The sequence below is a fragment of the Caballeronia sp. LZ016 genome, assembly GCF_031450805.1.
Lineage (GTDB): Bacteria > Pseudomonadota > Gammaproteobacteria > Burkholderiales > Burkholderiaceae > Caballeronia.
Map to the genome: position 1 here is coordinate 49,122 of NZ_JARTVY010000003.1, position 26,659 is coordinate 75,780.

Annotated in this window: 21 protein-coding genes and 1 pseudogene; 9 read left to right on the forward strand and 13 right to left on the reverse strand. The window is 66.3% G+C overall.

Going from position 1 to position 26,659, the window contains the following annotated elements:
• Positions 1-204: 204 nt before the first annotated feature.
• The 4 genes from P9220_RS19285 to P9220_RS19300 are packed head-to-tail and all read left to right on the forward strand — an operon-like array spanning position 205 to position 4,530.
• Positions 205-1,071 (forward strand): amino acid ABC transporter ATP-binding protein, encoded by an 867-nt coding sequence (locus tag P9220_RS19285; RefSeq protein WP_309767228.1) that lies wholly within the window; start codon positions 205-207, stop codon positions 1,069-1,071.
• A gap of 50 nt (positions 1,072-1,121) precedes the next feature.
• Entirely contained in the window at positions 1,122-1,682 is a 561-nt protein-coding gene (locus P9220_RS19290) for a cysteine dioxygenase (RefSeq protein ID WP_404989564.1), read from the forward strand.
• Positions 1,682-2,872 (forward strand): cystathionine beta-lyase, encoded by a 1,191-nt coding sequence (gene metC, locus P9220_RS19295; protein WP_309766912.1) that lies wholly within the window; start codon positions 1,682-1,684, stop codon positions 2,870-2,872. Before P9220_RS19290 ends, metC begins: the two co-directional genes overlap by 1 nt.
• Positions 2,873-2,880: 8 nt before the next feature.
• The gene (locus P9220_RS19300; RefSeq protein ID WP_309766914.1) at positions 2,881-4,530 is read left to right on the forward strand and encodes a rhodanese-like domain-containing protein; all 1,650 of its coding nucleotides are present in this window, start codon (positions 2,881-2,883) and stop codon (positions 4,528-4,530) included.
• A 19-nt stretch (positions 4,531-4,549) separates the two neighbouring features.
• Here the strand turns inward: P9220_RS19300 and P9220_RS19305 are convergent, their stop codons facing one another.
• Genes P9220_RS19305 through P9220_RS19340 form a run of 8 tightly spaced genes read right to left on the reverse strand, consistent with a single transcriptional unit; the run spans position 4,550 to position 13,410 of the window.
• Positions 4,550-5,785: an SfnB family sulfur acquisition oxidoreductase gene (locus P9220_RS19305; protein WP_309766916.1), complete on the reverse strand. Its 1,236-nt coding sequence runs from the start codon at positions 5,783-5,785 to the stop codon at positions 4,550-4,552.
• A gap of 9 nt (positions 5,786-5,794) precedes the next feature.
• A complete protein-coding gene (locus P9220_RS19310) occupies positions 5,795-7,126 on the reverse strand; it encodes an LLM class flavin-dependent oxidoreductase (protein ID WP_309766918.1) in 1,332 nt (443 codons plus the stop codon).
• Complete coding sequence (locus P9220_RS19315) at positions 7,123-8,328, reverse strand: LLM class flavin-dependent oxidoreductase (RefSeq protein ID WP_309766920.1); 1,206 nt, start codon at positions 8,326-8,328, stop codon at positions 7,123-7,125. The genes P9220_RS19310 and P9220_RS19315 overlap by 4 nt, the downstream gene beginning before the upstream one ends.
• On the reverse strand, positions 8,325-9,998 hold the full coding sequence (locus P9220_RS19320; RefSeq protein WP_309766921.1) for a rhodanese-like domain-containing protein: 1,674 nt from the start codon (positions 9,996-9,998) through the stop codon (positions 8,325-8,327). Before P9220_RS19320 ends, P9220_RS19315 begins: the two co-directional genes overlap by 4 nt.
• A 38-nt stretch (positions 9,999-10,036) precedes the next feature.
• Positions 10,037-10,774 carry an SDR family oxidoreductase gene (locus P9220_RS19325; RefSeq protein WP_309766922.1) on the reverse strand — a complete coding sequence of 246 codons (738 nt, stop codon included), beginning with the start codon at positions 10,772-10,774 and terminating at the stop codon, positions 10,037-10,039.
• An 18-nt stretch (positions 10,775-10,792) separates the two neighbouring features.
• Complete coding sequence (locus tag P9220_RS19330; protein ID WP_309766923.1) at positions 10,793-11,803, reverse strand: ABC transporter substrate-binding protein; 1,011 nt, start codon at positions 11,801-11,803, stop codon at positions 10,793-10,795.
• A gap of 24 nt (positions 11,804-11,827) precedes the next feature.
• Entirely contained in the window at positions 11,828-12,547 is a 720-nt protein-coding gene (locus tag P9220_RS19335) for an ABC transporter ATP-binding protein (protein ID WP_309766924.1), read from the reverse strand.
• The gene (locus P9220_RS19340) at positions 12,544-13,410 is read right to left on the reverse strand and encodes an ABC transporter permease (RefSeq protein ID WP_309766925.1); all 867 of its coding nucleotides are present in this window, start codon (positions 13,408-13,410) and stop codon (positions 12,544-12,546) included. The genes P9220_RS19335 and P9220_RS19340 overlap by 4 nt, the downstream gene beginning before the upstream one ends.
• Positions 13,411-13,669: 259 nt before the next feature.
• Between P9220_RS19340 and P9220_RS19345 the strand changes: the two are divergent.
• A pseudogene (locus P9220_RS19345) lies at positions 13,670-15,026 on the forward strand (LLM class flavin-dependent oxidoreductase); the annotation flags it as partial.
• Positions 15,027-15,062: 36 nt separating this feature from the next.
• Here P9220_RS19345 and P9220_RS19350 read toward each other — a convergent pair.
• From P9220_RS19350 to P9220_RS19360, 3 genes are read right to left on the reverse strand one after another with little or no spacing between them, the layout of a single operon-like run.
• Positions 15,063-16,061 carry an ABC transporter substrate-binding protein gene (locus tag P9220_RS19350; protein ID WP_309766926.1) on the reverse strand — a complete coding sequence of 333 codons (999 nt, stop codon included), beginning with the start codon at positions 16,059-16,061 and terminating at the stop codon, positions 15,063-15,065.
• Positions 16,062-16,088: 27 nt separating this feature from the next.
• On the reverse strand, positions 16,089-16,847 hold the full coding sequence (locus tag P9220_RS19355; protein ID WP_309766927.1) for an ABC transporter ATP-binding protein: 759 nt from the start codon (positions 16,845-16,847) through the stop codon (positions 16,089-16,091).
• Positions 16,834-17,772, reverse strand: coding sequence for an ABC transporter permease (locus tag P9220_RS19360; protein ID WP_309766928.1), 939 nt, complete (start codon positions 17,770-17,772; stop codon positions 16,834-16,836). Before P9220_RS19360 ends, P9220_RS19355 begins: the two co-directional genes overlap by 14 nt.
• Before the next feature lie 225 nt (positions 17,773-17,997).
• On the opposite strand from P9220_RS19360, the gene P9220_RS19365 reads away from it, so the two are divergent.
• Together P9220_RS19365 and P9220_RS19370 are read left to right on the forward strand one after the other, a co-directional pair.
• The gene (locus P9220_RS19365; RefSeq protein WP_309766929.1) at positions 17,998-19,233 is read left to right on the forward strand and encodes an acyl-CoA dehydrogenase; all 1,236 of its coding nucleotides are present in this window, start codon (positions 17,998-18,000) and stop codon (positions 19,231-19,233) included.
• A 483-nt stretch (positions 19,234-19,716) separates the two neighbouring features.
• Positions 19,717-20,556, forward strand: a complete 840-nt coding sequence (locus P9220_RS19370; protein WP_309766931.1) for a TauD/TfdA family dioxygenase — start codon at positions 19,717-19,719, stop codon at positions 20,554-20,556.
• A 27-nt stretch (positions 20,557-20,583) separates the two neighbouring features.
• Here P9220_RS19370 and P9220_RS19375 read toward each other — a convergent pair whose 3' ends face one another.
• Together P9220_RS19375 and P9220_RS19380 are read right to left on the reverse strand one after the other, a co-directional pair.
• Positions 20,584-21,552, reverse strand: coding sequence for an aliphatic sulfonate ABC transporter substrate-binding protein (locus P9220_RS19375; protein WP_309766932.1), 969 nt, complete (start codon positions 21,550-21,552; stop codon positions 20,584-20,586).
• Between the two features lie 3 nt (positions 21,553-21,555).
• Positions 21,556-22,884 (reverse strand): LLM class flavin-dependent oxidoreductase, encoded by a 1,329-nt coding sequence (locus P9220_RS19380; RefSeq protein ID WP_309766933.1) that lies wholly within the window; start codon positions 22,882-22,884, stop codon positions 21,556-21,558.
• A gap of 272 nt (positions 22,885-23,156) precedes the next feature.
• Here P9220_RS19380 and P9220_RS19385 point away from each other — a divergent pair, with 272 nt between their 5' ends.
• Together P9220_RS19385 and P9220_RS19390 are read left to right on the forward strand one after the other, a co-directional pair.
• Positions 23,157-24,350 carry a porin gene (locus P9220_RS19385; protein ID WP_309766935.1) on the forward strand — a complete coding sequence of 398 codons (1,194 nt, stop codon included), beginning with the start codon at positions 23,157-23,159 and terminating at the stop codon, positions 24,348-24,350.
• Between the two features lie 170 nt (positions 24,351-24,520).
• Complete coding sequence (locus P9220_RS19390; RefSeq protein WP_309766937.1) at positions 24,521-26,167, forward strand: ABC transporter substrate-binding protein; 1,647 nt, start codon at positions 24,521-24,523, stop codon at positions 26,165-26,167.
• Positions 26,168-26,659 lie beyond the last annotated feature (492 nt).

The window sequence follows — 26,659 nt, forward strand, 5'->3', positions numbered from 1 at the left end:
CCGCTGAAAACCAATCTGTTTTGCTATGCAAAGCATGCGCGATGCAAAACACGCCGCGCGCCGTCGTCCGCGCATATATGGTTGTGACGAATGCTTGGTTCGAAATGCGCCGCTCCATTCCTAGAATGGCTCGTTCCCAATGCTCCGATCGAGAGGCGAAGGCATGACGCGTTTTCCCTGCTCCGCGACCTTGCGCATCGCATGATGACGCTCATCGATGGCCGCGCAGCCGATGCCGATACCGATGCCGAAGCGCACCCCGCGCCTCACGTGTCCGTCCGCTTGCGCGATGTCCACTTGTCCTATGGCGAGACAGCCGTGCTGCGCGGCATCGATCTGGACGTGCGCCGCAATCAGGCGGTGTCGATCATCGGGCCGTCGGGGTCGGGCAAGTCCACCATCCTGCGCTGCATCAACGGGCTGACCGCGCCTCAGCGCGGCGAAGTTCGTGTCGACGGCATCGACGTGACGGCGCTCACGAAGGACGAAGAGCGCATCGCGTTGCGCAAGCGCATCGGCTTCGTGTTTCAGCAATACAACCTGTTTCCGCATCTGACGGCGCTGCAGAACCTCGTCATCGCACCGGTGCGCGTGCTCGGGATGAGCCGCGCCGAGGCCGAGCATGAGGCCCATGCGCTGCTCGCGAAGGTGAAACTCGCCGGCAAGGCGCACGCCTATCCCGGCGAGCTTTCGGGCGGACAGCAACAGCGCGTCGCCATTGCGCGGGCGCTCGCCATGCAGCCCGAACTCATTCTCTTCGACGAAGTGACCTCCGCGCTCGATCCTCAGACCGTCGGCGAAGTGCTCAATGTCATCGGTCAGCTCGTCGACGACGGCCTCACCTGCGTGCTCGTCACGCACGAAATGCGCTTTGCGGAGGACATCAGCGACCGCGTCGTGTTCACCGAAGGCGGGGTCGTCGTCGAGGAAGGCTCGCCCCAACAACTTTTTCATGCGCCGCGCGACGAACGCACGCGGCGCTTTCTCGACGGCGCCTCCGGCCGGGTGCGACGCACGCGCTCGCGCTCATCCGGCGCGTCTTCCCTTTCTCTCGTCTCCACTTCATCGTGACCGATCCTGTCCACTCCGTCGCCCGCGAACGAACACAACACGTCGATGCATTGATCGCTTCCAGCGCGGCCATTCTCGAACGCGATGGCCTCACGCACGACGCGCTCGCCAAAATCGCCGATGCATTGCAGGCGCTCGCCGCCCGCCCCGCGCTTTTTTCGCGCGCGGACTTTCCTCCGCCGGACCCCGCGAGCGGGGACACGTCCACGCGTTATCGTCTCAATCCCGGCGCCGACGGCATTGCGTTGTATCTGAATTCTCTTCTGCCGGGCAAGACGACGATTCCGCATAACCACGACACCTGGGCCGTGATCGTCGCGGTCGAGGGCAGCGAGTTGAACCGCGTGTATCGCCGCACCGACGACCGCAGCGACGACGATCGCGCGACGCTCGAACCCGACCATGAGGTGCTGGTCCAGCCGGGCACGCCGATCGCCTTCCTGCCCGACGATATCCACAGCATCCACGTGACGGGCGAAGCGCCGACGCTGCACTTTCATCTGTACGGGCGCCCGCTCGAAACGCTCTCAGGGCGGCTGGGTTTCGAAGACGGACGCATCGTGCGCTACAACGCGACGCATCTGCATCGGCAGACTCAGGCGGTCGGCTGATGACCGCGCGCGCTCACGCCTTGTCGACGCGCCTGCTGCACGCGGGTCTCGGCGCATTCGACGATAGCGGCGCCGCCCCGGTCAACGTCCCGGTCGTGCGCACGAGCACGGTGCGCTTCGGGTCGGGCGCGGACTACGAACGGCTGCATCGGCTGCGGCACGACGGCGAGAATGTCGCGACCTACGGCCGTCACGGAACCGCGACGCATCGCGCGCTGGAAGCGGCGATCGGCGAACTCGAAGGCGCGGATCATACGCTGCTCGCGCCATCGGGCATGGCGGCGATCACGCTCGCGTTCCTGTCGCTGCTCTCCCCCGGCGACCATGCGCTGATTCAGGACAGCGTCTATGGCCCCGTGCGCGAGCGGCTCGAACCGCTGCTCGCGCGGCTCGGGGTCGACGTGACCTACTTCGCCGCGAAAGACGGCGTGCCGGCGCATGCGCTGCGTCCGGCCACGCGTCTCGTCTACGTCGAATCACCCGGTTCGTTCCTGTATGAGATCGCCGACCTGCCCGCGCTGGGCGCGTTCGCCGAGCAACACGGACTCATTCTCGCCGCCGACAACACCTGGAGCGCCGGATGGCTGCATCAACCGCTCGCGCACGGCGCGCACGTGTCCGTGCAGGCATCGACCAAGTACATCGGCGGTCACTCGGATCTCATGCAAGGCGCGATCAGCACCAATGATCCCGGGCTCGCGCTGCGTTTTCGCGATACGCACGAGGCGCTCGGCCTCGCCGTCGGCGCGGACGATGCGTATCTCGCGCTGCGCGGCATCCGCACGCTCGGCGTGCGGCTCGCCCGCCACGCGCAGAACGCACTGGAGGTCGCGCGGTTCCTGCAACAGGAGCGCGCGGTCGCCCGCGTGTTTCATCCGGCGCTGCCGGACGATCCCGGCCATGCGCTCTGGCGACGCGACTTCTCCGGCGCGAACGGCCTCGTGTCGTTCGCCTTCGCGGATGGCGATATCGCGCGTGCGGGCCGGTTCATCGATTCGCTGCAACTGTTTTCGCTCGGCGCATCGTGGGGCGGCTACGAAAGTCTCGCTCTACTGGCGCCCCCATCGCGCCTTCGCCCGCATAGCTACTTTTCCGGCGACGCGCCCGTCGTGCGCCTGCATGTCGGCCTCGAAGACGCCGCCGATCTCATCGACGACCTGCGCCGCGCGTTTCGTCTCACTTGCACCTGACCCGACCCATGCCCTTTCGCATCGACTCCTTCCGCGCCATCGACGCGCCCACGCTGCGCGCCTGGCTTAACGATGGCCGCGAACTCGCCCTGCTCGACGTAAGGGAAGCCGGCCAGTTCGGCGAGGGCCATCCGTTCTTTGCGATCCCGCTGCCGTTCAGCCGCCTCGAACTCGACGCGCCGCCACTGCTGCCGCGAAAGAGCGTGCGCATCGTTCTGCTCGATGACGGCACGCAGCCCACAGGCGACGGCATCGATCACGCGCCTGTCGCGTGGCGCGCCGCGGCGCGTCTGCGCGAACTCGGCTACGACGATCTCACGATCCTCGATGGCGGCGCGCCCGCGTGGCAACGCGCGGGCTATACGCTCTTTCGCGGCGTCAACGTGCCGTCGAAGACCTTCGGCGAACTGGTCGAGCAGGCTTACGACACGCCGCACGTGAGCGCATCGCGATTGAACCGGTGGCGCGCCGAACCCGGCGGATGCCCGCTCACCGTGATCGACGGCCGCACCCGCGAGGAGCATCGCAAGATGGCCGTTCCGGGCGCGGTGTGCGTGCCGAACGGCGAGTTGCCGGCCTACGTCGACGCGTTCGCCGGACTGCCCGACACCACCATCGTCGTTCATTGCGCCGGACGCACGCGCAGCATCATCGGGGCGCAGACGCTGCGCAATCTGGGCATCCGCCGCGAGGTTTTCGCGCTCGAGAATGGCACGCAGGGATGGGCGCTCGCAGGCTTCGCGCTGGAACGCGGCAGCACGCGCAGCTATGCCGATCTTCCGCCGCTCACTACACCCGAACGCGACACGGCCCGTTCGCGCGCACAGGCGCTGGCCGAGCGATTCGGCGTGGCGGCGCTCGATGAAGCCAGCGCGCAAGCGTGGCTCGACGACCCGTCGCGCACCACCTACCTGTTCGATGTGCGCACCGCCGACGAGCACGCCCGCGACGGCTTCGCGTTCGCGCGCCACGCGCCGGGCGGCCAGCTCATCCAGGCGACGGACCAACGCGTGGCCGTGCGTCATGCGCGCATTCTGCTCGTGGACCACGACGGCATCCGCGCGCCGGTCGTCGCGCACTGGCTCGTGCAAGCGGGCTACGAGACGGCGACCGTCGACGCGGCGTTCGTGTCGGGCTTGCGCGGGTTGCAGCGTCCGGACGACCCGTTCATCACCGAAACCAGCGACGACGCGCCGCCCGATCCGCATGCCGTGGTGCTCGATCTGCGTTCTAGCGAGGCGCATCAGATGTCGCGCCCCGCCGGTTCCGTCTGGACGACGCGCGCGCGCGTCTTCGAGACGCTGCGCGCACGCAGGGCCGATCGCGATACGCCGCTCGTCCTCATCGCCGACGACGCTACGCTGGCCCAGGCGCGGCTCGTCGCGCGCGACTTGCGTGAAGCCGGCCATGCGCGCGTGACGCTGGCCGCGCCTTTCACCGATGATTGGGAGCGCGCCGGGTTCGCGGTCGATCGCGCGGCGGTTCAGCTTCCGCCGCCCGATCGCATCGATTTCCTGTTCTTCGTGCACGACCGCCACGACGGCAATCTCGACGCGGCGCGGGCGTATCTCGAATGGGAGACGGGTCTCATCGGCCAATGCGCGGCGGATGAACTCGCGGCGTTCCGGATCGGCGAAGCGGCCGTCTCGGACCTTTGAGTTCATCGCGACCGCCATATCATTCGTCATCCGAACTTAGATTAGTGTACGGATGCGCGTAAGTGAACGGGTCACACAACAGCCCGTTCAGCGCATACTGCCCGACCGCGTGATACTTCCAGCGCACGCTGTCGTGCAGCGTGTGCGTGCGCGCGTTGCGCCAGTGACGATCCAGGTTGTGCGCTTCGAGCGTCGATTGCGTGCCCGCCAGTTCGAACAGTTTGCTCGATGCTTCGAGCGCGAAGCGCGTCGTCAGTATCTTCGCCTCGGCCGTCGCGACGATGGCGGCGGCGACGTCCGGGCGCGATGCATCGACGGCGCGCGCGGCATCGATCAGGTCGGCGGCACGCCATGACAGCGCCTGTGCCGCGTGAAGATCGACGGTCAGCGCGCCGATGTCGCGCAACGTGTACGCATCGGCGCTCGCCTGCTGCACGCCGCTGCCGCGAGCCGGGTGCGCGAGCGTGCGCAGCAAACGTTGCGTGTCGTCGAGCGCGCCGCGTCCGATGCCCAGATCGATCGCCGCGTGAATCAATTGCGAAACCGCGTTGGCCGCATCGATCCCTTCGCGCCTCCCCCGTTCCACGATCTGCAAGCCGTCCAGTTCAACGTCGTCGAGGCGAACCTGACCGCTCGCCGTGGTGCGCTGGCCGAAACCCGACCAGTCGTCGATCACCTCGACGCCGGGTGCGTGCCGGGCGACGAATGCGGTCACCGGCAAGCCGTCGTCGTCGCGCGCGGCTACCGGTATCCAGTGAGCGAACAACGCGCCGGTCGAATAGACCTTGCGGCCCGAAAGCAGAAACTTGCCGCCGGCGCGCCGGACCCGCGTCTCGTGCTCGGACGGAAGACGGTCGCCCGGTTCGGCGGTCGCGTTGCCGAACCGCTCGCCGGCGAGCGCGCGCGAAAAGAAAAAGTCCTGCTGGCTCGGCGTGCCGTCGTGCCGGAGGCGCTCGAGCGTCGCAAAATGGTTCTGCGGAATCTGCCCGAGCGACGGGTCCGCCGCCGAGACGATGTCGAAGACATCCACGATGGCGCGAAGCGGCAGGTCCGCGCCGCCGAATGCGCGCGGCACGCTGATTCCCCACAGGCCGGACGCGGTGAACGCGTCGATTTCGGCGTAGGGCAGCCGGCGTTCGCGATCGCGCCGCGATGCATCCGCTTCGAACAGGCGCGCAAGACGCCGCGCCGCTTCGACGGCTTCGGTATCGGACCGGATGACCCAAGCCACTGCTGCTGGTGATGGATGATTCACGCGATGTCCTTAGGCGGCATGCGCATGGCGCGCGTATTGGCTGTCCGGACGCGGCAGCCCGAAATGGCCGCGCAGCGTCGCGCTTTCGTAGTCGCGCCGGAAGATGCCTTTGCGTTGCAGGATCGGCACAACATGATCGACGAACACCGCGAGACCCGAGGGAAACACGTCCGCGTTCAGATTGAAGCCGTCCGCGCCGCGCTCGTGGAACCATTGCGCGATGTCGTCGGCAATTTGCTCAGGCGTGCCGACGATGATCCGGTGCGCGCCCGGATTGCGGTCCAGCAGGTCGCGCACCGTGAGGTTCTCGCTCTTCGCGAGCGCCACGGTTGAATCGACGAAACCGCGCGAAATGTCCGAGCGCGCCGTCTTCGCGATGAGTTCATAAGGCAGCGGCCCATCGATCCGAAGGTCGTCCGGCGCGAGGCCGAGCGCACCGGCAAGCCGCCCGACTTCGCGATCGGTATCGAGCAGCGCGTCGAGCTCGGCCTTGCGCCGGCGGGCTTCCGCTTCCGTGCCGCCAATGACCGGGTACAGCCCCGGCAGCAGCAGGAAGTGATCGGGACTGCGGCCGTGCCGCCGCACGCGCTCCTTCATCTCCGCGTAGAAAGCCTGCGCGGTCGGTAGCGTGGTCTGCGCGGTGAACACGGCATCGGCGAAACGGGCAGCGAGCGCGCGCCCGCCTTCGGACGATCCCGCCTGCACGAGCACCGGGCGGCCCTGCGGGCTGCGCGGCACGGTAAGCGGCCCGCGCACCGAGAAGTACGCGCCGCCATGGTCGATCGCATGCACGCGCGACGGGTCGGCATATCGTCCGGTTTCCTGATCGGCGATGAAGGCGTCGTCCTCCCAGCTATCCCAGAGCTTCGTCACGACCTCCACGAATTCCTGGGCGCGCGCGTATCGCTCGTCCGTCGAGAGCGGCACATCGTGGCTGAAATTGGCGGCCGCCGATGCGTCGTAGGTCGTCACCGCATTGAACGCGGCGCGCCCGCCGCTCAGGTGATCGACCGAGGCGAAGCGGCGCGCGAGGTTGAACGGGTCGTTGAAGGTCGTCGATGCCGTGCCGATCAGCCCGACATGCGTCGTCGCGCCCGCGAGCGCGGTGAGCAGCACCGTCGGCTCCAGCGCCTGCGACGGCCCTTCGGCAGGATTGCGCAGCGCGAGCAGGTCGGAGAGGAACACCGCGTCGAGCTTGCCGCGCTCGGCAATCGCGGCGATCTCCCTGAAGAAGTTCAGGTCGATGATCGAGCGCGGATTGTCGAGCGTGCGCCATCCCGCCGGGTGACGGCCGAGCGCGGTGATGTTCGTGTTCAGATGGAGTTGACGCGGCTGGGTCATGAGCTTGTCTGCAAGGAAGGTTGAACCGGTGCCGCGGGCACGCGCAAGCCGGCTTCGACGAGCAGCGGCAGGACCGCTTCGCCGAAATAGCGCAGGTCCGGTTCGAAGTCGAAGAAGGTGAGTTGCACGCCGTCGCATCCGGCGCGCTTGAGCGCGATCAACTGATCGACGATCTGTTCCGGCGAGCCAATCAGATGCAGGTTGCCGCCGAGGATGCGCTGCTCGCGCTTGTGTTTCCCCCACGCTTTCGCATCGCTGCGTCCGTGCATGCCGACGAAACCGTCGAGCGCGCCTTCGTCGGCGTGCGCGACGATCGCGTCGTGATAGGCGCGCGCCTCGCGCTCGGTCGGCCGGCACACAATGGTCGGGTTGATGAGCGTGCGCACGCGCCGCCGAACGCGCGCCGCGCCCTCGCGAATCTTCGCGGTGTGCGCCGGGAGCGCGCCGATCGCATCGGCGAAATCCGCGCCGGCCGGGCTCGTGATGAAGACGAGGTCGGAATGCCGCACCGCGTAGTCGATGCCTGCGTCGGAACCCGTCGCGTTCACCAGCACGGGACGATGAAAGCGCGGACGCGGGCTGACGAACGCGTTGTCGAGCCGCCAGCGCGGCGTGCGGATATCGAGGTTCGCGTCGCTGCGCCACAGCGTGTCCAGCACGCCGACGAACTCCGCGGCGCGCGCGTAGCGTTCGTCGTGTTCGATCATCGGCTGGCCGAACATCGCCCATTCGCTTACAACGTGTCCGGTCACGAGATTGATGCCCCAGCGTCCGTTCGAAATGTGGTCGAGCGTTGCGCCGAACTTCGCCAGATGCAGCGGATGCCACGGCCCATAGAGCACATGCACCGTCGAGACGAGCAGGATGCGCTCAGTGATGGCGGCGAGCGCGCTCGTCGCGATGAACGCATCGAGCGATTGCTCGCGATACTTGAGCGCGCCGCCGTGGCCGTTCTTGCCGAGCCATTGCGCAAGGCCGAACACGAGGTCGAAGCCGAGCGCCTCCGCCTGCTTCGTGAGACGGGCGTTGTAGTCGAAGCGCCAGTCGGTCCCGCGCGGCAGCGTCGAGATGGACCAGCCGCCGTTCTGTATCGGCAGGAAGAGGCCGAGCATCAGCGGCTGCGCGAAGGCGGCCGCAAGCGGGCTGCCGGGAATGTCGGCGGGACTCGTCGCGCCGTCGAACGCGGGAGCGATCGCGCTCATGCTGCGCGCTCCGCGAGGCTCGCGAGGTGCGCGCGGCTGCGCTTCGCGGTCGCCGTGCCGAAATCGATGACATCGATCGACGCGATTCCGTCGCGCTCCACCTGTTCGACGAGCTGCAATTCCCACGCGAGATAGGCGTTCATCTGCTCGGCCACGCGTTCGGCGCGCGCGTGGTACGGGCTGTACCACGCGTCGTCGTCGCCGGTGAGGTTGCCGGCATCGCCGCTATCGCGCGGCAGCCCTAGCTCGATCCAGCGATTCGTGCCGCCCGCGAGCGCCGCGACATGCGCGCGTTGCCCGGACAGTTCGGCGGCGACGAGCGCCGCGAGCACGCCGTCGGCGGAGGCGAGCACGAGTTGCCGGTCCGGCGCGAGGTCGGCGAGGTCGGCGAGCTTTGCATGCAGCTCGCTTGCCGCGATGAAGCGCGCGCCTGCGATATGCGCGCGCCGGAATGCAAGACTGCTGTCGATATCGACGACCTCGGCCTGCCCTGCTTCGAGCGCGCTCGCGAGCCGGTCGGCTTCGATCCATTCCGTGCGCGCGCCGTGCGGCCGCACGCGCAGCGGCTCCGGACCGGCTTCATAGGCGTCCTGCACGAGCGCGGCGCTCGCGGCATCGTCGAGCACGCGGACATCCAGATAGCCGAGTTGCCTTAGCCACGACGCCGTCATGCGCGCACGCACGCCGTCGTCGTCGCGCAGCACGACGCGGGCATGCAGCGTGCCGATGTATTCGTCGGTCGCCTGCACGAGCTGGCCGCCGGGCGCCGAACGCCAGCCCGCCGGATGCCCCGCCTCGTATTCCAACGGATCCCGCACGTCGAACCGGTAGAGCGTGCGCTCGCCGCTTTCGCGCTCGAGCGCCGCGAGCGTCTGGCCGTCGATCACGGAAACGTCCGCCTTGCGCGCCGCCGCCGCCGCGAGTTCGCGCGCGGCGGCGAGCGCGGCGGCATCGGGACGCGGCGCGGTGCGCAATTCGCCGTGGTCGAGTTCGAGGCCCGCGAGCAGCCAGGACATCGATCCGCCCGTCAGCGCGGCGACCGGATTAGGCATGCCCGCATTGATCAGCGACTGCGCGCCGAGAATGCTGCGCGTGCGGCCCGCGCAATTCACGACGATCAGCGTATCCGGCGACGGCGCCGCCGTGAGCGCGCGATACACCAGTTCGGCGCCCGCGCAATCGACGCCGCCCGGAATGCTCATCGTGTGATATTCGCCGAAGGGCCGCGAGTCGAGCACGACGAGATCGTCGCCCGCATCCTGACGCGCCTTAAGCGTCTCCGCGTCGATGTTGGGCGTTTGCAGCCGGTGCTCGATCAGTTCGCCGAACGCCTTGCCCGGCACGTTGGTGCCGCTGAACACTTCGAAGCCGGCTTCGGCCCATCCGTCGATACCGCCGGCGAGGATCGAGACATCCGTATATCCCCAACGCGCGAGCAGCGCGGCGGCGCGCGGCGCGTGCTCGCCGTGGGTATCGACGAGCACGACGGGCGTACCGCGACGCGGCACGAGCCGCCCGATCAGCAAGCCCAGCCGTCCGACCGGCGCGACCGACGAATAGAACAGGCGGCGGCGCGCCGAGACGCCCTCCTCGCGCACATCGAGCACGGCGAGTTCGGTGCGTTGGGCAATCAGCGTGCGCAACTGCGCGGGAGACACGAAGCGGGACATGGGCGATCGATCCTCGAATTTGGAATGAAAGAGACGGCTCACGCGTAGGGCGGTCCGCCGCCGTCCACATAGAGCCGCGTGCCGGTGACGAAACGCGCGTCGTCCGACAGCAGATAGGCCACCGCCGCCGCGACGTCGTCCGGCGTGCCGGGACCGTCGAGCGCGGTAAGGCGCGTGGGCTCGGCGTCGTCCTGAGCGGCCGCCATCGCGGCAAAACGCGGCGAGCCGATCGGCCCCGGCGCGACCGCATTGAAGCGCACGCCCTGCGGCCCGTACTGGCGGCCGAGGCCCTGCACGAGCAGGTCGAGCGCGGCATTCACGCTCGCGCCCGGAAAATGGTTCGGTGGCGGCGCAATGCCGCCGCGCCCCGATATCACGACGACCGCGCCGCGTCGTTGCGCGATCAGGCGGGGCAGCACGGCGCGGATCGGCCGCACGGTGCCGAGCAGCTTGGCGTCGATCACGCGCTGCCAGTCCTCGTCCGTGAGTTCGAGGAAGTCGCCGAACGCGGCGACGTTCGTGCTCGTCACGAGGCCGTCGATATGCTCGAAGCGCGATTCGATCTGCGCGAGAGCCGAGCGCACGCTGCGTTCGTCGGCAACATCGACGGCGATCGGCGTAACCAGGGGCCAATCGGCGAAACGCGCGGCATCGACATGGCGCGACGAGGCGACGACGCGCGCTCCCGCATCCGCGAGCCGTGTCACCGTGGCCGCGCCCAGCGCGCCAAACGCGCCCGTTACCCAGAACACGCGATTGTCGAATCCTGCGCTCATGATGTGCTCCGTGGCTTGTCAGCGATTGCCCGCTTCGATCCGCGCGGTGTACCGGTCATCGACGACGGTGGAAAAGTCCACCGGGCGCGGATAGAACCCGATATCGCCGAGCTTGCGCGTGGCCGCGACTTCGGCCTTGAAGGGCGCGCCATCGGCGTTGACGGGCACGAGCCGGTACGCCCCGCTCTTCGCGGCAAAAAGCGCCTGCTCCTGCGTGAGTTGCTGCGTTTTGGCATAGGCGGCGGCTGTCTCGGCGTCGTGCGTAGCGGCCCAGTTGAGATAGCGCGCGAGACGGGTCATGAAGTCGCCGATGGCGGCATCCAGTTGAGGATCCTTCAGCGCCGCCGTGCGCGCCGTCACCGACACGAAGCCCGGAAAGCCCACTTCGTTCTCGGTTGCCAGTTCGCGCACGGCGCCGGTCGCGAGCGCATCGGCGACGCGCGAACGCGTGGCGGGGGCCGCATCGACCGCGCCCGCGACGACAGCGGGCGCGGTTGCATCGTAGGTGAGCAGGCGCAGCTTCACGTCCTTCAGGCTCATGCCCGCCTTGTCGAGCGCGAGCAGGCCGACCGCGTTCGCATTGCCGCCTTCGTTGAACGCGTAGGTCTTGCCGCGCAAGTCCGCGAGCTTCGTCACGCCCGACGCTTTGCTCGCGATCACGAGACTCGGCGAATAGTGCGTGCTGTCGACCGGCGCGAGCAGCCCGATCAGCTTGATCGGCGCGTTGCCCGCGCTCCAGTTGCGGCGATCTTCGGACGACGCCTTGAGCGCGGCCGTGTCGCTCAGGCCCCAGCTAATGTCGATGGCGTTGCCGCCGAGCGCCTGCACCGTCGGCCCCGCGCCGTTGAGACGGGCCCATTCGATCCGGTATGGGGTGCCCTCCAGGAAATCGGTGGCCTCGATGGCCTCGCGCGTGACATCTTGGAAGATGCCGACGCGCAGCACGGTCTCCGCCGCATGCGAAGCCTGCGAAACGAAGAGCGTGGCGCCGAGCAAGGCGGCGGCGAAACCAAGACGTATCATGGACATGGCGGGCGAGTAGATGAGTGGAAATCAGGCGGCGACGGCGTGCGGCACGCCGAGTTCGGCATACAGACGCGCTCCCAGCGCGCCGCCTTCGACGTGCGCCGCTTCGCGATGACCGGCGGCGCCGTTCACGGATACATCGAGCGTCAGGCGTCCTTCGCGCAGCACGACGATGCGGTCGGCGAGCCGCAACGCTTCGTCCACGTCATGCGTGACGAGCAGCACGCCGGGACCATGCCGCGCGACGAGCTGGCGTACGAGGTCCTGCATGCGCAGACGCGTGAGCGCATCGAGCGCGGCGAACGGTTCGTCGAGCAGCAGCAGCGACGGATCGCGGATCAGCGCGCGGGCGAGCGCGACGCGCTGCGCCTCGCCGCCTGACAGCGTCTGCGGCCACGCATCGGCATGACGCGTGAGGCCCACTTCGGCCAGCGTCGCCAGCGCGAGTTCGCGGGCGCGCGCGGTTCTCGGCACGCCCATCAGCACGTTCTGCCACACGCGCTGGGAAGGAATGAGGCGCGGCTCCTGAAACACGGCGGCGCGCGGCGTTGCAACGAAGCCGTCGCCGCTGTCGAGCGTATCGAGATCGAGCAAGGTGCGCAGCAGCGTCGTCTTGCCGGAACCGGACGCGCCGAGCAGCGCGACGAACTCCCCGCGGCGGATTAGCAGGTCGAGGTTCCCGAAGATCACGCGATCGCCGAAACGCTTCGTGCCTTGGGCGATGGAAACGGCGAGGTCGTCGCTCATCGGCTGCGCTCCGTATTCAACGTGCGATGCCAGGGTAACGCGAGACGTTCGGCGGCGCGCAGCAGCGCGTCGATCGTGAGGCCGAGCAGCGAGTACACGAGCACCACGCCGAGAATGATGTCGGTGCGCAGCGCCGCGCGCGGATTCAGCGCGAGATAGCCGATGCCCGATGTCGCGTTGACCTGCTCGGCCGCGACGAGCGCGAGCAGCGCAGTGCCCATTGCATAGCGGACGCCGACGAGAATCGACGGCATCGCGAGCGGCAGCACGATGCGCATCGCGATGGCCGTGCGCGACATGCCGAAAACCTGCGCGGCCTCGACGAGCTTCGCGTCGACGTTGCGCACGCCCGAGAACGTGTTGAGATACACCGGAAAGATGCACGCCACGGCGATCAGCAGAATCTTCGGCTTCTCGTCAACGCCGAACCAGATCACGAACAGCGGGATCAGCGCGAGAAACGGCACCATGCGCAACATTTGCAGGAGCGCGTCGTAGGTGCGCTCGCCCGCGCGCGACAGCCCCGCGATCAGTCCGAGCAGCAGCCCGATGCCGCCGCCGATCACGAAGCCGATGACCGCGCGTTGCAGCGACGCGAGGAGGCTGTCCAGCAACACGCCGCTGCGCGCGAGATCGACGAGCGCGGCGGCGACATCGAGCGGCGCTTCGAGCACGCGCGGATCGATCCATCCGGCCGACGAAGCTGCCTGCCATGCGGCGAGCACGAGCGCGGGAAAGATCAGGCGCGTCAGTTCCTTGCGCGAGACGGCGGGCCGGCGGCCGGCGCGGCGCGGCGCAAATACGCGCAAGCTCGCGCGGCCTTGACGCACAGGCGAAGCGTCGATGACGGGATGGGCTGACATGGGCGGGTCATGCGGGAGAGGAAGCGCTATCTTCGGCGTGCAGGCGGGCATCCCAAACCGATCTTTTCAGCGATGCTTTTGCACCGGCCGTTGCTTTGCATAGCTACATGCGCGGGATGCATCGTCACGCGCTTCGTCCTGCGCTCTTCCGGCGAAACGTCTGGATTGCTTATCCCGCGAAATTCGTTGGGATGCGCTCGCGCGTCTTCTAATCTGTCTGGCCGGCATCCGCCCCACATGGAGACCGCGCCCATCGCCCATGAATCAGCACATCCACTTCAACGCGTTTCACATGAACGCGCCCGCGCATTCGTGGGCCGGCTTCTGGCGGCATCCGCGCGATCGCTCGGTCGAGCATGCGACGCTCGGCTACTGGACCGATCTCGCCACGACTGCCGAACGCGGTCTCTTCGACGGCGTGTTTCTCGCCGATGTCTTCGGCATCTATGAAACCTACGGCGGCAACGCCGACGCCACGCTTCTTGCCGCGGCCCAGTCGCCCTCGCACGATCCAATGCTGACCGTGCCGGCGATGGCCCTGGTCACGAAGCATCTCGGCTTCGGCGTGACGGTGAATCTCACGTACGAGCATCCGTACGCGTTCGCGGCGCTTTTCGACGCTCGATCATCTGACCGGCGGCCGCGCGGGATGGAACATCGTCACCGGCTATCTCGAGAGCGCGGCGCGCGGCATGGGGCTCGACCGGGCGCGCGAACACGACCAACGCTACGCGGCGGGCGAGGACTTTCTCGCCGCCGCCTACAAGCTGTGGGAAGGCAGTTGGGCGGAAGGCGCGGTCGTGCGCGACCGGCGCATCGGCCAGCCGTATACCGACCCGTCGCGCATTCGACGCATCACGCACGACGGCCCGTTCTACCGTGTCGACGGCTTCAATCTCGCCGATCCTTCGCCGCAGCGCACGCCGGTGCTGTATCAGGCGGGCGCATCGGGGCGAGGCAAGGCCTTCGCGGGCAAGCACGCCGAATGCGTCTTCGTCGAAGGCCAGACGCCCGCGATCGTCGCCGCCGCCGCGCGCGATATCCGCAAGCACGCCGTCGATGCGGGCCGCGCCCCCGACGACATCCTGCTTTACCTCGGCGCGACGGTGGTGGTCGCGCGCACTTCGAAGGAGGCGCGCGAACTGCATGCCGAGTATGCGCAGTACGTCGATACGGCCGGTCAGCTCGCGCTGATTTCCGGCTGGACCGGCATCGACATGGCGGCGCTCGGCCTCGACGAGCCGATCCGCTATGTGCAGAGCAACGCGCTGCAATCGACCGTCGAGAACCTGACGAGGCGCGCCGGCCGGCCGATCACGCCGCGCGACATGACGCGCTTCGATCAGATTGGCGGGCGAGGACCGTTCATCGTCGGCGATTCGCGCGAAGTCGCCGATCAGCTCATCGCATGGATCGACGAAACCGGCGCGGACGGCTTCAACCTGCGCCGGCTCGTGATGCCCGAAAGCCTCGAGGCGTTCGTCGATCTGGTCGTGCCGGAATTGCAGAACCGGGGACGCTACCGCACGTCGTATGCGGACGGCACGCTGCGCGAGAAGCTATTCGCCGGGCGCGGCCCGCATCTCGCCGGCACGCACCCGGGCGCGCGCTACCGGACGCCCTGACCCGGCGAGCGCCGGGCCGAACCATGTTCAGCGCGCCGCCACCGCCTGCGCATCGAACACGGGATTGAACTCGACATCGACCTTGATGTTGTTCTTGATGTCGCCCGACTTGTAGAGCGTGTCCGCGATCTTCTGCTCGCGCGCGACCAGCTTCTTGTCGAGCGGATAGAACACCGAGCGTCCGTTCTCGGCGGAGAACTTCGCGCGCACGGGGCTCTGCTTCATCTTCTCGAGGTAGATCTTTTCGACAGCCGGAACGTTCTGCGCCCACCACGTCCACGAGTTTTTCAGCCGCCCGAGAAAGTCGCCGATGGCCTGGCTCTTTGCGGGATCGCGCAGCACTTCGGTGCGCGCGGCGAACACCGAGAGCGCGGGAATGTCGAGCTCGTCGCTTCGGATGATGACGCGGGCATCGCCCTTGTCCACCGCTTCCTTTACCGGTCCGTAGCCGCCCGAATACACGGCGACCTGCCCCGCGTTGAACGCCGACGCCGACACGTTGCCGTCGCCGAACTTCACGCCCTGGAAGTCCTTCGGCTTGAGATCGGCCTTCACGTAAGAGAGCACGTACTGCAGGTAGTTGAAGCCGCCGAAGTTATAGCCCCAGGTCTTGCCGCGCAGGTCGGCGAGCGTCTTGACGTCCGCGTTCTTGCGCACCACCGTGACGATCGGCGGGTAGCTGCTGTCCGGATTGCGCCAGCCCGCGATGATCTGCAGCGGCGCGGTGTCCGCGGTCCACGGCGTTCGCGCGTTGCCCTGCTCGATGATGAGCGACGTATCGCCCATCAGCCCGACATCGAGGCTTTTCGAGTAAAGCGCCGAGAGCTGCGCGGCGGGTCCGGTGAGCACGGCCCACTTGACCTTGTACGGCGTGCCTTCGAGCACCCGCGACTGCTCGACGATGAGCGGCCACGCGGCATCCTGCGTGCCGATGGTGATGGTGACCGGCTCGTCGGCGAAGGCCGCCGGAGAACTCGCGAACAGGCTTGCAACGATGAGAGCGGTGAGGCGTTTTGCGAGGGGCATTGTCGTTCGATGTGAGGTTGGATCGGGTCATGCGGTTTGGGCGGCGGCGGCTTGCGATGCATCGGCCTGCGTGACGCCGAGCTCCGCAAGCAGCCGGGTTCTGAGCGCGATCGCGGCTTCGTCGCTGCGCGAGCGGGGCCGCGGGAAATCGACGTCCACGTCCGCGCTGATCTCGCCCTGCGACAACACGACGATGCGGTCCGACAGCAGGATCGCTTCGTCGATGTCATGCGTGACGAGAACGACCGCCGGCGTGTGCGCCCGCCACAGCTTCGCGACCAGCTCGTACATGCGGATGCGCGTGAGCGCGTCGAGCGCGGCGAACGGTTCGTCGAGCAACAGCAGCTTCGGTTCGCGGACCAGCGCGCGAGCCAGCGCGACGCGCTGCGCCTCGCCGCCCGACAGCGTCTTCGGCCAGCCATCGGCGTGACGGGCGAGACCGACTTCATCGAGCGCGGCGAGAGCCGGCGAGCGCGCCGCGCGAAGCCGCTGATGACCGATGACCACGTTCTCCCACACGCGCTTGGCGGGCACGAGCCGCGGCTCCTGAAACACGACCGAGCGCGCGCCGGCTACGCGCACGCGGCCGCTGTCGGCCTGATCGAGTCCGGCGAGAATGCGCAGCAGCGTCGTCTTGCCCGCGCCCGACGCGCCGAGCATCGACACGAACTGGCCGCGCCCGATGCGAAGCGATACGTCCTTGAGCACCGCGCGGCCCGCGAAAACGCGGCTGACGGAATCGAGTTCGAGCGCGGTCTGCGGCGCGGCGCGATCAGGCGAGTTCAAAGCGCGGCCTCCACGGAAGAGCGAGATGTTCGAGCGTGCGCATGATGAGGTCGGTGACGATCCCGAGCGCCGCATAGACGAGAATGCCCGCGATGATGATGTCCGCGCGCTGGTTCTGGTTCGCGTTGACGAGGATGTAGCCGATGCCGTTCTGCGCGTTGATCTGCTCGGCGACGACCAGCGCGAGCAGCGCCACCGCCGACGCATAGCGCACGCCGACGAGGATAGACGGCAGCGCGGTCGGCAGGATGATGCGCAGCGCGACCTGGCGGCTCGAGAGGCCGAACACGCTCGCCGCTTCGAGCAGCTTCGGATCGACGCCGCGCACGCCGGCATAGGTGTTGAGGTACATCGGGAAAATGGTGGCCGCGAGGATCACGGCGATCTTCGCGCCTTCGCCGATGCCGAACCACGTGATGAAAAGCGGAATCAGCGCGATGAACGGAATGGTGCGCAGCATTTGCAGCGGCGCATCGACCATTTCTTCGCCCACGCGCCACAGGCCCGCAAAAAGCCCCGCGATCAGGCCGATGCCGCCGCCGATCGCCAGCCCCGTCGCCGCCCGCACGAGCGATACGCCGATCGCGCCCTGCAGTTCGCCATCCGCGACCAGTTCCCTGAGCGCGGCGAGAATGACGGTCGGCGGCGGGAGCGTCTCCGGCGCCACGAGTCGCAGCGAGGACGCGAGCTGCCACAGCACGATGAGCGCCACCGGCACGCCGACGCGAAAAAATCGGGAACGCAGCACGGACCACCACAGCGCGCTGCGGCGCGACGCTGCGCGCGTCGGAAGATCGATCAGCGCGCGGCCCGCGTCGGCGCGAGGATGGTCGGGAAGGCGCTCATCGATGCCCGCGTCCGGGCGTTCGAGCGGCGTGCCCGGATCGAGTCCGAGCGCAGCGGATGGAAAGCGAGGAACGGCCATGAAGGTTCGTCGAAGAGAAGATGAACCACCGATGGTACGGTCGCGTCCGCCCGCGACCAACGAACCGATTTCGCGATGCTAAGCGTCCGCCGGTTCATTTGGATTCCCGCTTGGGCGCAATCGGCCGTTTGTTTTGCTTAGCAGATTCGCTTCGTTGGCGAATGCGGCGTGCTGACCTAACGTGTGCTGACTCATTCAACGGACTCTCTCAACGGACGGACACTCATGGCCACGATCGAAGCGGAAGTTTCGCCAGCCGCCGCCGATGGCGCTCGCGTCGAAGCAGTGACGCCCGGTTCACCGGCGTTGCGCGAACTGATCGCGGCAATCGCCGAGGATGCCGAGGCGCGCGGCAACGGCGAATCCGACCCGCATCGCGCCATTGCGCTCGTGCGGGCCGCGCGGCTCGGTCTTTATCGCCTGCCGGTGGAGGATGGCGGGGGCGGCGCGACGCTGCCGCAACTCTTCGAGCTCGTGCTCGATCTCGCGCAAGCCGACTCGAACATTCCGCACATCCTGCGCAATCATTTCGCGTTCGTCGAACGGGCGCGGCGCGCATTGCCGCAATCGCCCTATTCGCGCTGGCTCGATTCGGCGCGCAGCGGCGCGCTTTACGGAATCGGCGCGAGTGAGCTGGGCAATCAGAACATCGGCGACGGCGATGGCGCGACCTCGCTCAAAGCCCGCGACGGCGGCTTCGTGCTCGACGGCGTCAAGTACTACAGCAGCGGCAATCTCTATGCGGACTACATCGTCGTCAATGCGAAGACGGACGACGGACGCTTCGTGGCCGCCCGCGTCGCGGTGCGCCAGCCGGGCGTGGATGTACGCGACGACTGGGACGGCATCGGCCAGCGCCTGACCGCGAGCGGCACCACGGTGTATGACCACGTGAGCGTCGAGCGCGACGACGTGCTCTACTACGACGACGAATTCAAGGTCCCCTGGCAAGCCACGTTCTCGCAGCTCTGGCTGACGACCATCGTCGCGGGAATCCTGCGCGCGGTGTTGCGCGACGCAGTGGCGCTTCTGAAGCGGCGCGAGCGCAACTACTATCACGCGGTGACGGCCCGTCCCGCCGACGATCCGCTGCTGCAGGAGATCGTCGGACGGCTCGATGCCGCCGCCTATGTGGCGGAATCAAGCGTGCTGCGCGCCGCCGATGTGCTCGGCCGCGCCTTCGATTCCGCGTTGACGGGCACGCCGGATCACGCGCTCTTTCTCGAGGCGGCGCTGCACTCGGCGCGCTCGAAGGTGCTGATCGACGAACTCGCGCTCGATGCGGCGACGCGCCTGTTCGATGTCGGCGGCGCATCGGCGGGCAAGCAGAGCGCGGCGCTCGACCGGCACTGGCGCAACATCCGCACCATCGCCTCGCATAATCCGGTGTCATACAAGGCGCGGGCGCTCGGGGAACACGCGCTGCACGGGACGCCGTTGCCTACGGCGGCGTTTTTTTGAGGGCTGGGCGTGGTTGTTCATGTATCGCGACAGGCAGGTGCGCGGGCGGCCATTTCGTCGATTCGACATCCCGCTCCCGATAAACGCTCGATGCGTGAACACGGCACGCCGTTGCTTCTTTGAAGCTGCGCGTGCTTGCCCATTCATCGCGACAGGCAGGTGCGTGGCCGGTCATTTCCGCCGATTCGACATCCCGCTTCCGATAAACGCTCGATGCTTAGATCGCGTCGTCGAAGTCCGCCGGGACATCGGCGCTCATGCACGCCTCGTGCGCTGACTGACGAAGCCGCAGGAAAGTTCGCGTCTGAGGGACGGGAGATATCGCATCGCGTGACAATAATTCGGATTCCGACGCAAACACGCCCGCATCAACGTGGGAAACGACTACAGCATTAATATGCAATCGATATCTGTTTTCGTTGCTTTGCATCGGCACACGCGCGGGTCAAGATGTTCCGCTACCGTCGATCAAGGACAACGTTCATGCTGGATACCGCCTACGAAACGATCGCGGTCAAGCCGCTCACGCGTCACATCGGCGCATTGATCGGCGGGATCGATCTGACTCGCCCGCTCACGCAGCAACAGGTGGCCGACGTGCGCCGCGCGCTGCTCGCCCATCAGGTGATCTTCTTTCGGGACCAGCCGCTCACGCTCGATCAGCATCTCGCGCTCGGCCGTCGCTTCGGCACGCTGCATGTGCATCCGAACAGTCCGGGGCCAGAGGGCTATCCGGAAATCCTGCCGATCCATAGCGATGCCGCCACGGGCCGCATCGCCGGCGACCGCTGGCATTCGGACGTCTCCTGCGACGAAGCCCCGCCGATGGGCAGCATCCTGCATCTGCACACGCTGCCGCCGCACGGTGGCGACACGCTCTTTTCGAGCGCTTACGCGGTGTATGAGTCGCTATCGCCGGGCTTGCGGCGGTATCTGGAAGAACTGACCGCGACGCATGACGGCGAGCCGACGTATCGGCAACGCAACCGTCTGCGCGGCATCGACGATACCGGCAAGACGTTCCCGAAGGCATCGCATCCAGTGGTGCGCACGCATCCCGAATCCGGCCGCAAAGGCATCTTCGTGAATTCGAATTTCACGACGCATATCGACGATGTGCCCGCGGCCGAAAGCGAAGGCATCCTCCGGCTGTTGTTCGAGCGTTTCGCGTCGCCGGAATTTCAGGTGCGTTTCAAATGGGAGCCGCACTCGGTCGGGTTCTGGGACAACCGCGCCGTGCAGCATCTGGCGGTGTGGGACTACTATCCCAACGTGCGGTCGGGTTATCGCGTGACGATCAACGGAGACAGGCCTTATCGATGATTAAGGCCGTCGCGCGGCGTCACGCGTTCACTTGATCTGGAGCACCGCCTGCCGCACGTCGATGCGGCGCGGGATCACCTTCGTTTCGAACGCAAGGTTCGCCGCGTCCTGCTGCGCGCGAATCACTTCCTCCGTGACCGGATAGCGCACGCCCCACTCCAGACGCGCGATGGCTCTGTTCCAGACATCGAATGGCACGCCGGTATTGCCCGACAGAAAGCGCGCGGTTTCCTGCGGATGCGCGAGGTTCTCGCCCGTCTGCAGCGCGAGCTGATCGAAGAGCAATCGCAGCGCCGCCGGATAGCGCGTCGCGAAGTCGCGCGTCGAGATATAGAAGCCGTACTGCGGCACCGACAAATCGCCGATGGTCAGAATGGTGCGCGCGCCCGTAGCCAGTTCCGTGTCCGCGTAACGAGGATCGGGCACGGCCCACGCATCGACGAAACCGCGCTCGAAAGCCGCGCGCGCATCGCCGTAGGAGAGATACGTGAAGTGCACGGAATCGGCGGCCATGTGCGCGTCCTGCATCGCCTTCAAGACGAAGAGATGCCCCTGCGAGCCCTTTGCGAAGGCGATTTTCTTGCCCGTGAGATCGCGCACGTTCTTCACGGGCGAGTCCTTCGGCACGACGATCGCATAGCTTCTGGCGAGCGGCGGCGCATACGCGACGTACACGACCGATGGCGCCGCGCCGGCCTGCGCCATGATCGGCGGCGTCGAACCGACGGTGCCGAGATCCACGTTGCCCGCGTTGATTGCTTCGACGAGCGGCGCGCCGTACACGAACTCGTGCCACGTCACTTCGACATGATGCGACGCGAAAGCCTGCTCCAGCTTGCCCGATGCGCGCAACGCGACGAGCCCGTCGCCCTTCTGAATGCCGATGCGGATACGCGCGGGATAACCGTCGTCGGCTTGCGCGACGCATGCGGCCGAGAGCAGGCCGAGCGCGACGGTCAGCGTGCGCGCGATGTGTCGGAAAGAAAGGAGCGGCATCGATCAATGTCCGAAGTAAGGGTTCGCGGGACGCGCGAGACCATAATGTCCGCGCAAGGTCGCTGCGTCGTATTCGCGCCGGAACAAGCCGCGCTTTTGCAGGATCGGCACGACATTTTCGGTGAAGATGTCGAATTGCGCGGGAAGCACGGGCGGCATTACGTTGAAGCCGTCGGCGGCGCGGCTCTCGAACCAGTCGGCGATGACATCGGCGATCTTCTCCGGCGTGCCGGACAGCGTGTAGTGTCCGCGTGCCGCCGCGAGTTGCCTCAACAGGGCGCGCAGCGTCGGGCGCTCGCGCGCGACCAGTTGCGTGATGACCGCCGCGCGGCTTTGCGCGGCCTGGACGGTGGAGGGATCGGGGAAGTCATCGACGGATAGCGGATGATCGAGCGGCAGCTTCGAGAAGTCGTATCCGCCGAAGCGATTCGACAGGCGGCTCAGGCCAACGCTCACGTCGGTGAGCGAATCGAGTTCGTCGAGCAACGCGCTTGCTTGCGCTTCGGTCGCGCCGATTGCCGCGCTGATGCCGGGCAGGATCACGATGTCCTGCTCCCTGCGCCCGAGCGCCGTCGCGCCCGCCTTGAGCTCCGCATAGAAGTCGATCGCCGATTCCTTCGCGAGATGCGCGGTGAACACGGCTTCAGCATGGCGCGCGGCGAACGCCTTGCCCGTCGCCGACGAACCCGCCTGCACGAGCACCGGATGCCCTTGCGGCGGCCTCGGCACATTCAGCGGACCCGCCACGCGATGAAATTTGCCCTTGTAATCGATGCGCCGCACGCGCGACGAATCGAGGAAGCGGCCGCTCGCAACGTCATCGATGATGGCGTCGTCGGCCCAGCTATCCCACAGTCGCGTGACCACTTCGAGGAACTCATTCGCGCGTTCGTATCGCTCGGCATGCTCGATCTGCTCGTCATAGCCGAAGTTCGGCCCCGCGCCGCCGACCCACGACGTGACGATGTTCCAGCCGATGCGCCCGCGCGATAGGTGGTCCAGCGATGCGAACTGCCGCGCGAGGTTGAACGGCTCCGTGTACGTGGTCGATGCGGTTGCGATCAGCCCGATGCGGGTCGTTGCCTGTGAGAGCGCCGCGAGCGTCGTGAGCGGTTCTAGCGCGCCGGACGCGACGAACTGCGCGCCATCGCCCAGCGCGAGGGAATCGGCGCAGAAGACGGAATCGAAGAGGCTTCGCTCGGCTTCTACAGCGAGATGGCGGAAGTAGTCGATATCCGTGAGCGCCCGACGCGTCGCGCCGGCATGACGCCAGCCCGCTTCATGATGACCGCGTCCGTGAACGAAGAGATTCAAATGGAGATGTCGGGCCATGAGCAGACGTTGGTTCGGCAAGATGGGCGGACCATTCTAGTGCAGCGTTTTTCAAGCGCTAACCAACGAGGTTTCATATCGATATCACACGCGCATTGCCGACCCGATGCTTTCGCTTGCGCACATCGGTTGCTTTCGACAAATGCTTCGCATTGCAAATCGCCTCGCCGGCACATTACAAATCAGAATTCGTTCGTTCGGCATCGATATGCGCGACCGTAAGATCGCCTTCCTCTAAAAACTCGTGGTTAACACGTACGAAAAGGAAGCAAATGAAACGAGTCGCACTCGCCAGCGCCGCTGGCTTGATGGTCGCCCTTCCCGGGATTGCTCAGGCGCAAAGCTGGGTTACGCTCTACGGGTTGATCGATGCCGGCATCGCCTACACGAACAATCAGCGCGGGGCATCGAACGTGCAGGCGACCAGCGGCAAGCTCAACGGCAGCCGCTGGGGCATCAAGGGCGTCGAAGACCTGGGCGGCGGCTATACCGCGCTGTTCACGCTGGAAAACGGTTATCGCGTCAACGACGGCACGCTCGCGCAAGGCGGACGCGAGTTCGGCCGGCAAGCGTATGCGGGCGTGGGAAAGAAAGGCATCGGCACGCTGACGCTTGGGCGTCAATACGATCCGAACACCGATCTCGTCGCGCTTTTCGCGGGGCCGGGGTTCTGGTCGCCCGCGACGCATGTCGGCGATAACGACAATCTGAACCAGACGTTCCGCATCAACAACGCGGTGAAGTTCAAGAGCGATACCATCGCGGGCGTAACCGTCGATGCACTATATGCCTTCAGCAATCAGCCCAGTAACGGCGCGGGCGCGGGCTTCGGCAACAACCGCGCGTGGGGCGTATCGGCAAGCTACGGGCGCGGGCCGTTGTCGCTCGGCGCGGGCTATGTGCGGCTCGATCATCCGAATGCGACGACGAACACGAGCGGGGCGATCGGCGGTGCATCGACGACGACGGGCGATGACTACAGCGGCGCGCTCTTCTATGGCCTCAACGGTGGCGTCGCGCGTCAGCAGATCACCGTGGCGGGCGGAAATTATGCGATCGGATCGCTGGCGACCATCGGCTTCGCGTGGAGTCATACGCAACTCGACTACAACGACGGCTCCTCGCGCAAGTTCAATAACTACGACGTCAACGGGCGTTACAGCCTGACTCCGGCGACGACGCTCGTAGGCGTCTACACGTTCACGGACGGCCGCGCTTACAGTCTGCCCGGCACGAACGGCGCGACGCTGAAGCCGCGCTGGCATCAGTTCACGCTGGGCGTCGATTACGCATTGTCGAGGCGTACCGACTTGTATCTGTCGGGCGTCTATCAGCTCGCCGCCGGCGACGCATCGACACGAGTCGACGCCGGCTATCGAAAGATCGCTGCTATCGCCGACGCGGGAACTGCGTCGTCGACGAACCGGCAAGTGGCGGCGTTCGGCGGCGTGCGGGTGAGGTTCTAAGCGAGTCGTTATCGCGTTGAGGATCGATGCCCGCGTTGATGATCGATTGGGAGCCATGCATCGACCTTTTTTGCAGCGACGGAATATGTGCGTAATTGCTTCTGTTGGTAAAGTACGCGATCGAACCCGCCCGGACGCGGGATGACAACCCTTCTCGTGCCAAAGCGACAATGCCGACAATCGCCGCAACACGCAGTTCATGGGCCGCGCCGATGCGCGCGGTCGCCCTCTGCGCGCTTACCGCCCTTGCTGCATTCAGCGCCGCGCCGCAATCCGCGCAAGCAGCAAGCAAGACGCTCGTCTTCTGCTCCGAAGGCAGCCCCGCCGGATTCGATTCCGCGCAATACACGACCAGCACGGACTTCGACGCCGGCGCGCACGCCGTCTTCGACACACTGGTGGAGTTCAAGCGCGGCACGCTGGATCTCACGCCGGGTCTCGCCGAGACCTGGGACGCGTCACCGGATGCGAAGACGTTCACGTTCCATCTGCGTCATGGCGTGAAGTTTCAATCGACGTCCTACTTCGAGCCGACGCGCGACTTCAATGCGGACGATGTCGTGTTCACGTTCAGACGCATGATCGATCCGAACGAGCCCTTTCAGAAAGCGCATCCGGTCAGCTTTCCGTATCTGACCGACCTCGGCTACGACAAGAACATCGCGTCGGTCGAGAAGGTGGACGATTACACCGTGCGCTTCACGCTCAAGACGCCGGACGTCGTGTTCGTGCGCAATGTGGCGATGGAGTTCGCGTCGATCGTATCGGCGGAATATGCCGCGCAGTTGCTCAAGGCCGGCAAGGTCGAGGACTTCAATCAGAAGCCCGTGGGCACGGGCGCGTTTGTTTTCCGCGATTACCAGAAGGACTCGACGATTCGCTACGACGCGAATCCGACCTTCTGGAACCGCAGGGACGTGCACATCGACAAGCTCGTGTTCTCGATCACGCCGGACGCTGCCGTGCGCGAACAGAAGCTCGAGAGCGGCGAATGCCAGATCACGTCGTTCGCGCGGCCGGCCGATATTGCGAGCGCGAAGAAGAAGCCCAATCTCGCGGTGCTGTCGGGCGTGGGCTTCAATGTCGCTTACGTCGGTTACAACACGACGCACAAGCCGCTCGACAACGTGCAGGTACGTCGCGCGCTCGACATGGCTATCGACAAGCAGGCGATCATCAAGTCCGTGTACGAAGGCGCGGCGACGGTCGCCACTAATCCGATGCCGCCATCGCAATGGTCGTATAACAAGGCGCTCAAGGACGCCCCATACGATCCGGCACGCGCGCGAGCGTTACTGAAAGAGGCCGGCTTCCCCGATGGCTTCGCCATCACGCTCTGGGCCATGCCCGTACAGCGTGGCTACAACCCGAATGCGCGGCTAATGGCGCAGCTCATTCAAGCGGACTGGGCGAAGATCGGCGTGATGGCGAACATTGTGAGTTACGAATGGGCTGAGTACAACAAGCGCGCAAAGACTAATGGCGAGCACGACGCCATCCTGTACGGCTGGCTTGGTGACAACGGCGATCCCGACAACTGGCTCGGCACGACGCTCGGCTGCGACGCCGTGCACGGCAGCAACATGGCAAAATGGTGCAACAAGCAGTTCGACGATCTGCTCGCGAAAGCCCGGCTTATCACCGATCAGAACGCGCGCACCAAGCTTTACGAAGCAGCGCAGGTCGTCTTCAAGGACCAGGTTCCTTACACGCCGATCGCCCACGCGAACACGTTTCAGCCCATTTCCAAGCGGGTGCACGGATACTTGATCAGTCCGCTGGGCGGACATCGATTCGACGGCATTACGCTTGAATAACTGGCAAGCGCAAGCTTCCGTCGTCGTGGTATCTCGTCGGCAATGTCCGGCTTGTAGCTGACGAGCAGGAGCCTGCGCGCAGGACGACGCTTCGCGCTAGGCGAGGCTTACTACGGGCAAGATGCGTCGCGCTGTTCTGGGGGGGGCTGCGCCAGCGTCCGTCAGCGGCGCTCTTGACGTATTGTTTTGTTGCCAGGATAGCCCGCCGTGCACGGAACTCAATGTAAATCTGTTTGGTCGAAACCGGACCATGATTCGGCCGTGCATGTGCGATACATCGATTGCGACGACCTCAATGAGATCATCGTTAGCCGGGCGGTCATCCGACGGACGATGATCGCTCTCGTGTGCCGGGGAGAAGCCGACCGGGCCAACTGTAATGCTCGCGTGTCATGCAAGGAGCGGACGGATGGGCTGCGTCCATAGCAGGCGCCTGTAAAACGCTCGTGCCCGAGCGGGGCACGCGTTGAAGCACCCAGCGTCCCTCCAGCA

Excerpts from the sequence above, each read along its gene's own strand:
- P9220_RS19385 (WP_309766935.1), top strand. The coding sequence starts at position 23,157 with ATGAAACGAGTCGCACTCGCCAGCGCCGCTGGCTTGATGGTCGCCCTT.
- P9220_RS19325 (WP_309766922.1), bottom strand. The coding sequence starts at position 10,774 with ATGAGCGCAGGATTCGACAATCGCGTGTTCTGGGTAACGGGCGCGTTT.
- P9220_RS19285 (WP_309767228.1), top strand. The coding sequence starts at position 205 with ATGACGCTCATCGATGGCCGCGCAGCCGATGCCGATACCGATGCCGAA.
- P9220_RS19370 (WP_309766931.1), top strand. The coding sequence starts at position 19,717 with ATGCTGGATACCGCCTACGAAACGATCGCGGTCAAGCCGCTCACGCGT.
- P9220_RS19335 (WP_309766924.1), bottom strand. The coding sequence starts at position 12,547 with ATGAGCGACGACCTCGCCGTTTCCATCGCCCAAGGCACGAAGCGTTTC.
- P9220_RS19375 (WP_309766932.1), bottom strand. The coding sequence starts at position 21,552 with ATGCCGCTCCTTTCTTTCCGACACATCGCGCGCACGCTGACCGTCGCG.
- P9220_RS19320 (WP_309766921.1), bottom strand. The coding sequence starts at position 9,998 with ATGTCCCGCTTCGTGTCTCCCGCGCAGTTGCGCACGCTGATTGCCCAA.
- P9220_RS19300 (WP_309766914.1), top strand. The coding sequence starts at position 2,881 with ATGCCCTTTCGCATCGACTCCTTCCGCGCCATCGACGCGCCCACGCTG.
- P9220_RS19380 (WP_309766933.1), bottom strand. The coding sequence starts at position 22,884 with ATGGCCCGACATCTCCATTTGAATCTCTTCGTTCACGGACGCGGTCAT.
- P9220_RS19330 (WP_309766923.1), bottom strand. The coding sequence starts at position 11,803 with ATGTCCATGATACGTCTTGGTTTCGCCGCCGCCTTGCTCGGCGCCACG.
- P9220_RS19350 (WP_309766926.1), bottom strand. The coding sequence starts at position 16,061 with ATGCCCCTCGCAAAACGCCTCACCGCTCTCATCGTTGCAAGCCTGTTC.
- metC (WP_309766912.1), top strand. The coding sequence starts at position 1,682 with ATGACCGCGCGCGCTCACGCCTTGTCGACGCGCCTGCTGCACGCGGGT.
- P9220_RS19310 (WP_309766918.1), bottom strand. The coding sequence starts at position 7,126 with ATGACCCAGCCGCGTCAACTCCATCTGAACACGAACATCACCGCGCTC.
- P9220_RS19390 (WP_309766937.1), top strand. The coding sequence starts at position 24,521 with ATGCCGACAATCGCCGCAACACGCAGTTCATGGGCCGCGCCGATGCGC.
- P9220_RS19340 (WP_309766925.1), bottom strand. The coding sequence starts at position 13,410 with ATGTCAGCCCATCCCGTCATCGACGCTTCGCCTGTGCGTCAAGGCCGC.
- P9220_RS19360 (WP_309766928.1), bottom strand. The coding sequence starts at position 17,772 with ATGGCCGTTCCTCGCTTTCCATCCGCTGCGCTCGGACTCGATCCGGGC.
- P9220_RS19365 (WP_309766929.1), top strand. The coding sequence starts at position 17,998 with ATGGCCACGATCGAAGCGGAAGTTTCGCCAGCCGCCGCCGATGGCGCT.
- P9220_RS19315 (WP_309766920.1), bottom strand. The coding sequence starts at position 8,328 with ATGAGCGCGATCGCTCCCGCGTTCGACGGCGCGACGAGTCCCGCCGAC.